Origin of the sequence: Gemmobacter denitrificans (genome assembly GCF_036964905.1) — a bacterium.
GTDB lineage: Bacteria > Pseudomonadota > Alphaproteobacteria > Rhodobacterales > Rhodobacteraceae > Gemmobacter > Gemmobacter denitrificans.
Window position 1 is genome coordinate 1 of the sequence record NZ_JBALHR010000037.1, and the last position, 5,113, is coordinate 5,113.

Annotated in this window: 5 protein-coding genes; all 5 read right to left on the bottom strand. The window is 63.3% G+C overall.

Going from position 1 to position 5,113, the window contains the following annotated elements; all coding sequences use genetic code 11:
- Nucleotides 1–22: 22 nt before the first annotated feature.
- On the bottom strand, nucleotides 23–859 hold the full coding sequence (locus tag V6590_RS20605) for an ABC transporter ATP-binding protein (protein ID WP_335425586.1): 837 nt from the start codon (nucleotides 857–859) through the stop codon (nucleotides 23–25).
- Nucleotides 860–862: 3 nt separating this feature from the next.
- Nucleotides 863–1,780, bottom strand: a complete 918-nt coding sequence (locus tag V6590_RS20610) for an ABC transporter permease subunit (RefSeq protein WP_335425587.1) — start codon at nucleotides 1,778–1,780, stop codon at nucleotides 863–865.
- Nucleotides 1,777–2,784: an ABC transporter permease subunit gene (locus V6590_RS20615; protein WP_335425588.1), complete on the bottom strand. Its 1,008-nt coding sequence runs from the start codon at nucleotides 2,782–2,784 to the stop codon at nucleotides 1,777–1,779. Before V6590_RS20615 ends, V6590_RS20610 begins: the two co-directional genes overlap by 4 nt.
- Nucleotides 2,785–2,853: 69 nt before the next feature.
- Nucleotides 2,854–4,446: an ABC transporter substrate-binding protein gene (locus V6590_RS20620; RefSeq protein WP_335425589.1), complete on the bottom strand. Its 1,593-nt coding sequence runs from the start codon at nucleotides 4,444–4,446 to the stop codon at nucleotides 2,854–2,856.
- Nucleotides 4,443–5,096 (bottom strand): helix-turn-helix domain-containing protein, encoded by a 654-nt coding sequence (locus tag V6590_RS20625; protein WP_335425590.1) that lies wholly within the window; start codon nucleotides 5,094–5,096, stop codon nucleotides 4,443–4,445. Before V6590_RS20625 ends, V6590_RS20620 begins: the two co-directional genes overlap by 4 nt.
- Nucleotides 5,097–5,113: the final 17 nt, after the last annotated feature.

Here is a 5,113-nt window from a genome sequence, read left to right on the forward strand (position 1 = left end):
GGGCTTTGGGCTGGGGTGGCCATCACAGCGCCTCCTGCTGGAAGAAGTCGGACACGGTGGGCAGCCGGTCGCCGGTGGCATGTTCCGGCAGTGCCGACAGCAGCGCGCGGGTATAGGGGTGCTGCGGGGCTTCGAACAGGCTCAGCACATCGGCCTCTTCCATCTTCCGGCCCTTGTATTGCACCACCACCCGGTCGGCGGTTTCGGCCACCACGCCCATGTCATGGGTAATGAGGATCAGCGCCATGCCGTAATCTTCCTGCAATGCCATCAGCAGATCGAGGATCTGCTTCTGGATGGTCACATCCAGCGCGGTGGTCGGTTCATCCGCGATCAGCAGGCGCGGGTTCGATGCGATGGCGATGGCGATCATCACCCGCTGGCATTGCCCGCCCGAAAGCTGATGCGGATAGGATCTGATCTTCACCTCGGGTTCGGGGATGCCCACGGCGCGGAACAGGTCGAGCGCGCGGGCATGGGCCTCGCGGCTGGACAGGCCAAGGTTCAGCCGCAGCACCTCTTCGATCTGGAAGCCCACGGTGAAGGACGGGTTCAGCGAGGCGATGGGTTCCTGAAAGATCATGGTGATCTCGCGGCCGATCAGGCGGCGGCGTTCGGCGGGCGTCAGGCGCGAGATATCGCGGCCGTCATAGGTCATCTCGTCTGCGGTGATGGTGGCGGTATCGGGCAAAAGCCCCATCACCGCCAGCATCGACACCGATTTGCCCGAGCCGCTTTCGCCGACGATGGCCAGCACCTCGCCCTTGTCCACATGGACATCGATCCCGTCCACGGCGGTGAAGCTGCCGGTGGCGGTGGCGAATTTGACGGTCAGGTTGCGGATGTTCAAAAGCGCCATCTGTCAGCTCCGCTTCAGCTTGGGGTCAAGCGCGTCGCGCAGGCCATCGCCCATCAGGTTGATCGCCAGCACCGAGATCAGGATGGCGAGGCCTGGGAAGGTGACAACCCACCAGGCGCGCAGGATGAATTCGCGCGCTTCGGCCAGCATGGTGCCCCATTCCGGCGCGGGCGGCTGCGCGCCCATCCCCAGAAAGCCGAGCGCGGCGGAATCCAGCACGGCCGAGGAAAAGGACAGCGTGGCCTGCACGATCAGCGGCGCAAGGCAATTGGGCAGGATGGTGCGGAACATCAGCCGCAGATTGCCCGCCCCCGCCACCCGGGCGGCGGTGACATATTCGCGCTTCTGTTCGGCCATGACGGCGGCGCGGGTCAGGCGGGCGAAATGCGGCTGATAGACGATGGCGATGGCGATCATCGCATTGATGAGCCCGGGCCCCAGCACCGCCACCAGCACCAGCGCCAGCAGGAGCGAGGGGAAGGCCAGGATCACATCCATCACCCGCATGATGACATTGTCCACCCAGCCGCCGAAGAACCCGGCCAGAAGCCCGACGACGACCCCGCCCACCAGCGAGATCGACACGACCACGATGCCGATGAACAGCGAATATTGCGCGCCAAAGATCAGCCGCGACAGGATATCGCGCCCGACGGCATCGGTGCCCAGCAGATAGGCGGTGCTGCCGCCCTCTTGCCAGAAGGGCGGGACCAGCAGCGCCTCGCGGTTCTGCGCGGTCGGATCATAGGGGGCCAGCACCGGGGCCAGCAGCGCGATCAGCACCAGTGCCACAAAGACGGCCAGCCCGATCACGGCGCCCCGGTTCTGGCTGAAATAGAACCAGAACTCGCGCAGCATCCTGCGGCGGATGGCGGCATCCGACAACCGGACCGGCGCGGCGGATTGAACAGTATCGGTCATGTGTTGCGGATCCTCGGATTGATGAGGCCATAGGTCAGATCGACCAGCAGGTTCACGATCATCACCAGGGCGGCAATCAGCAAGAGGCCCGATTGCACCACCGGGTAATCGCGGCGCGAGATGGAATCGATCATCCATTTGCCGATGCCGGGCCAGGAAAAGATCGTCTCGGTCAGGATCGCGCCCGCCATCAGCACGCCGATCTGCAGGCCGATGGTGGTGATGACCGGGATCATCGCATTGCGCAGCGCATGCACGCCGATCACCCGGGAAGGGGGCATGCCCTTGGCGCGGGCGGTGCGCACATAATCCTCGCCCATCACCTCCAGCATGGCCGAACGGGTCTGGCGCGCGATGACCGCCAGCGGGATGGTGGCCAGCACCACCGAGGGCAGGATCAGATGCGACAGGGCCGAGGCGAAGGCCCCCTTCTGCCCCGAAATCAGGCTGTCGATCAGCATGAAGCCGGTCACATCGGGAAAGAAATACAGCAGGCTGATCCGGCCCGAGACCGGGGTCCAGCCCAGAATGCCGGAAAAGAAGATGATGAGCAGCAGGCCCCACCAGAAGATCGGCATCGAGAACCCGACCAGCGCGGCGGTCATCGACACCTGATCGAACCAGCTGCCGCGCTTGATCGCGGCCAGCACGCCCACCGGCACCCCGATCAGCGTGGCGATGATGATGGCGCACAGGCCCAGCTCGACCGTGGCCGGGAACAGCGCCAGGAATTCGGTCAGCACCGGCTTCTTGGTGACCAGCGAATGGCCCAGATCGCCCTGCAGCAGCCGACCCAGAAAATCGAAATACTGCAGCACCACCGATTTGTCATAGCCCAGCTGTGCCGTCAGTTCGGCATGGCGTTCCGGCGTGACCCCGCGTTCGCCCGCCATCAGCAGCACGGGATCGCCCGGCAGGATGCGCACGAAGCTGAAGGCGATGAGGGTAATGCCGAGAAAGGTCGGCACCAGATACAGCAGTTTGGAGAGGATGAACCGGATCATGGGCCATTTTCCTTGAAGAACGCGCGGAGGGTGCCCCCCGCGCGTCCGGTTGCGGGCCTGAAGGGCTGGTTATTCGGCGATATCCACGGTCTCGAAGGTGAAATCACCCAGCGGGCTCATCTGGAAGCCCGACACCTTGGCCGACATCGGCACATATTGCGTCGAATGGGCGATGGTGAACCACGGGGCCTGATCCTTGAAGATCACCTGCGCTTCTTCATAAAGCTTGGTGCGCGCGGCCGGATCGGCGGTGACCTTGGCATCCTTCAGCAGTTTCGAGAAGGCCTCGTTGCACCAGAAGGCGCGGTTCGCGCCACCTTCCCCGGCGGAATCGCAAGAGAGCAGCACCGACAGGAAGTTGTCCGGGTCACCATTGTCGCCGGTCCAGCCCAGGATCACCGCGCCATCGCGGCCGGGTTCCATCGACTTCTGCAGATATTCGCCCCATTCATAGGACACGATCTCGACCTTGACGCCGATCTTGCCCAGATCTTCCTGCATCAGTTCCGCCGTGCGGCGGGCATTGGGCATGTAGGGCCGCTGCACCGGCATCGCCCAGATCTTCATCGACAGATCGGTGACACCCGCTTCTTCCAGCATCTTCTTGGCCGCTTCCGGATCATAGGCATCGCCCTGAACCGCGTCGTTATACGACCACATGGTCGGCGGGATCGGGTTCTTGGCCGGAAGTGCCGCCCCCTGGAACACCGCCTCCACGATGGCGTTCTGGTTGATCGCCATGTTCAGCGCCTTGCGCACCTGCGGATTGTCGAAAGGCGCCACGGTGGTGTTATAGGCCAGATAGCCCACGTTCAGACCGGCCTGTTCATCCAGCTTCAGGGCCGGATCGGCCTTGATCGTCTCGATATCGGCAGGGGCCGGATAGGGCATCAGATGGCATTCGCCGGCCTTCAGCTTTTGCAGGCGCACGGCGGCATCGGGGGTGATCGCAAAGACCAGATCGTCGATGATCGGCGCAGTGCCCCAATACTCGGCGTTCCTGGCGTAGCGGATCACCGCATCCTTCTGATAGGCCACGAACTTGAACGGGCCGGTGCCCACCGGCATGTTGTTCATGTCCTCGCGGGTGCCTGCGGCCTCCAGCGTATCGGCATATTCCTTCGACACGATCGAGGCGAAGGGCATGGCGATATTGGCCAGGAACGGCGCCTCGGGCTGGTTCAGCGTGAACTTCACCGTATAGTCGTCGATCTTCTCGATCGACTTGATCAGCTCGGGCATCGCCATCGAGGTGTAATATTCATAGGTGATCCCGGGGATATACTGGTGCCACGGGTGATCGGCCTTGCCCTGACGTTCATAGGAGAAGATCACGTCATCGGCGTTGAAGTCACGGCTGGGCGTGAACTTCTCGTTCGAATGCCACTTCACGCCCTTGCGCAGGTGGAAGGTGTATTCGGTGCCATCGGCGGAAACATCCCAGCTTTCGGCAAGGCCCGGCTCGATCTCTGTCGTGCCTTTCTTGAATTCGGTCAGGCGGTTGAACACCGGATGCGCCGAGGCATCAAAGGTGCCGCCCGCCGTATAGGGCGCAGGATCAAAGCCTTCGGGCGAGGCTTCGGAACAATAGACAAAGGTCTTGGCATCCGCCGCGGCGGCGGTGATCGCCAGTGCCGAGGCCATAATCAGCAGCGTTTTCATGCGGTACTCCCTTTGGTGCTTGTGGTCGTTGAATGGGCCGGATCGTCCGGCTGGCCTGCCGGGCCGGGCGGGCGCGGTTTCGGGGTGGCCTGATGCAGCATCTTGCCCGTCCACAGCATCCGCGCAGGCACGTCGCCGGGGTTGGAATAGGAATGGGGCTGCTGGCCCAGATAATGCATGCTGTCGCCGGGCCGCAGCAGAAATCCCTGCCCGTCAACCACTTGCAGGATCTCGCCCTCCAGCACGAAGATGATCTCCTCGCCGGAATGCTGCACCGTTTCCGAACTGTAATGCGGGGGCACATCCAGCAGGAACGAGGTCAGCTCATGGCCCGGAAAATCGGCGCTGGTCTGTTCATAAACCACCGAATGACCCGCCACCGCAAACCGCGCCCGACCCCCGGCCCGCGTCACGCTGTCAGCCTGACGGGGGCTCGCGATGAAATGATCGATGCTGACATCCAGCGCCGCTGCAATCTCCGCCAGCGTCCCAAGTGTCGGCACCGCATTGTCGCGCTCGACCTGGCTCAGGTAACCGACCGAAACACCGCAGGCATTGCTCAACTCCTGCAACGTCAGACCCATCGCCTGACGCCGACGACGTATCCGGGGTCCAAGCGCAACCGATACCCCAAATCGCCCCCTCCCCATCAATCCCCCCGCACGGT

What these genes read in the sequence shown, in the direction of transcription:
- V6590_RS20620 (WP_335425589.1), bottom strand. Translation starts at nt 4,446, where the DNA reads ATGAAAACGCTGCTGATTATGGCCTCGGCACTGGCGATCACCGCCGCC.
- V6590_RS20615 (WP_335425588.1), bottom strand. Translation starts at nt 2,784, where the DNA reads ATGATCCGGTTCATCCTCTCCAAACTGCTGTATCTGGTGCCGACCTTT.
- V6590_RS20610 (WP_335425587.1), bottom strand. Translation starts at nt 1,780, where the DNA reads ATGACCGATACTGTTCAATCCGCCGCGCCGGTCCGGTTGTCGGATGCC.
- V6590_RS20625 (WP_335425590.1), bottom strand. Translation starts at nt 5,096, where the DNA reads ATGGGGAGGGGGCGATTTGGGGTATCGGTTGCGCTTGGACCCCGGATA.
- V6590_RS20605 (WP_335425586.1), bottom strand. Translation starts at nt 859, where the DNA reads ATGGCGCTTTTGAACATCCGCAACCTGACCGTCAAATTCGCCACCGCC.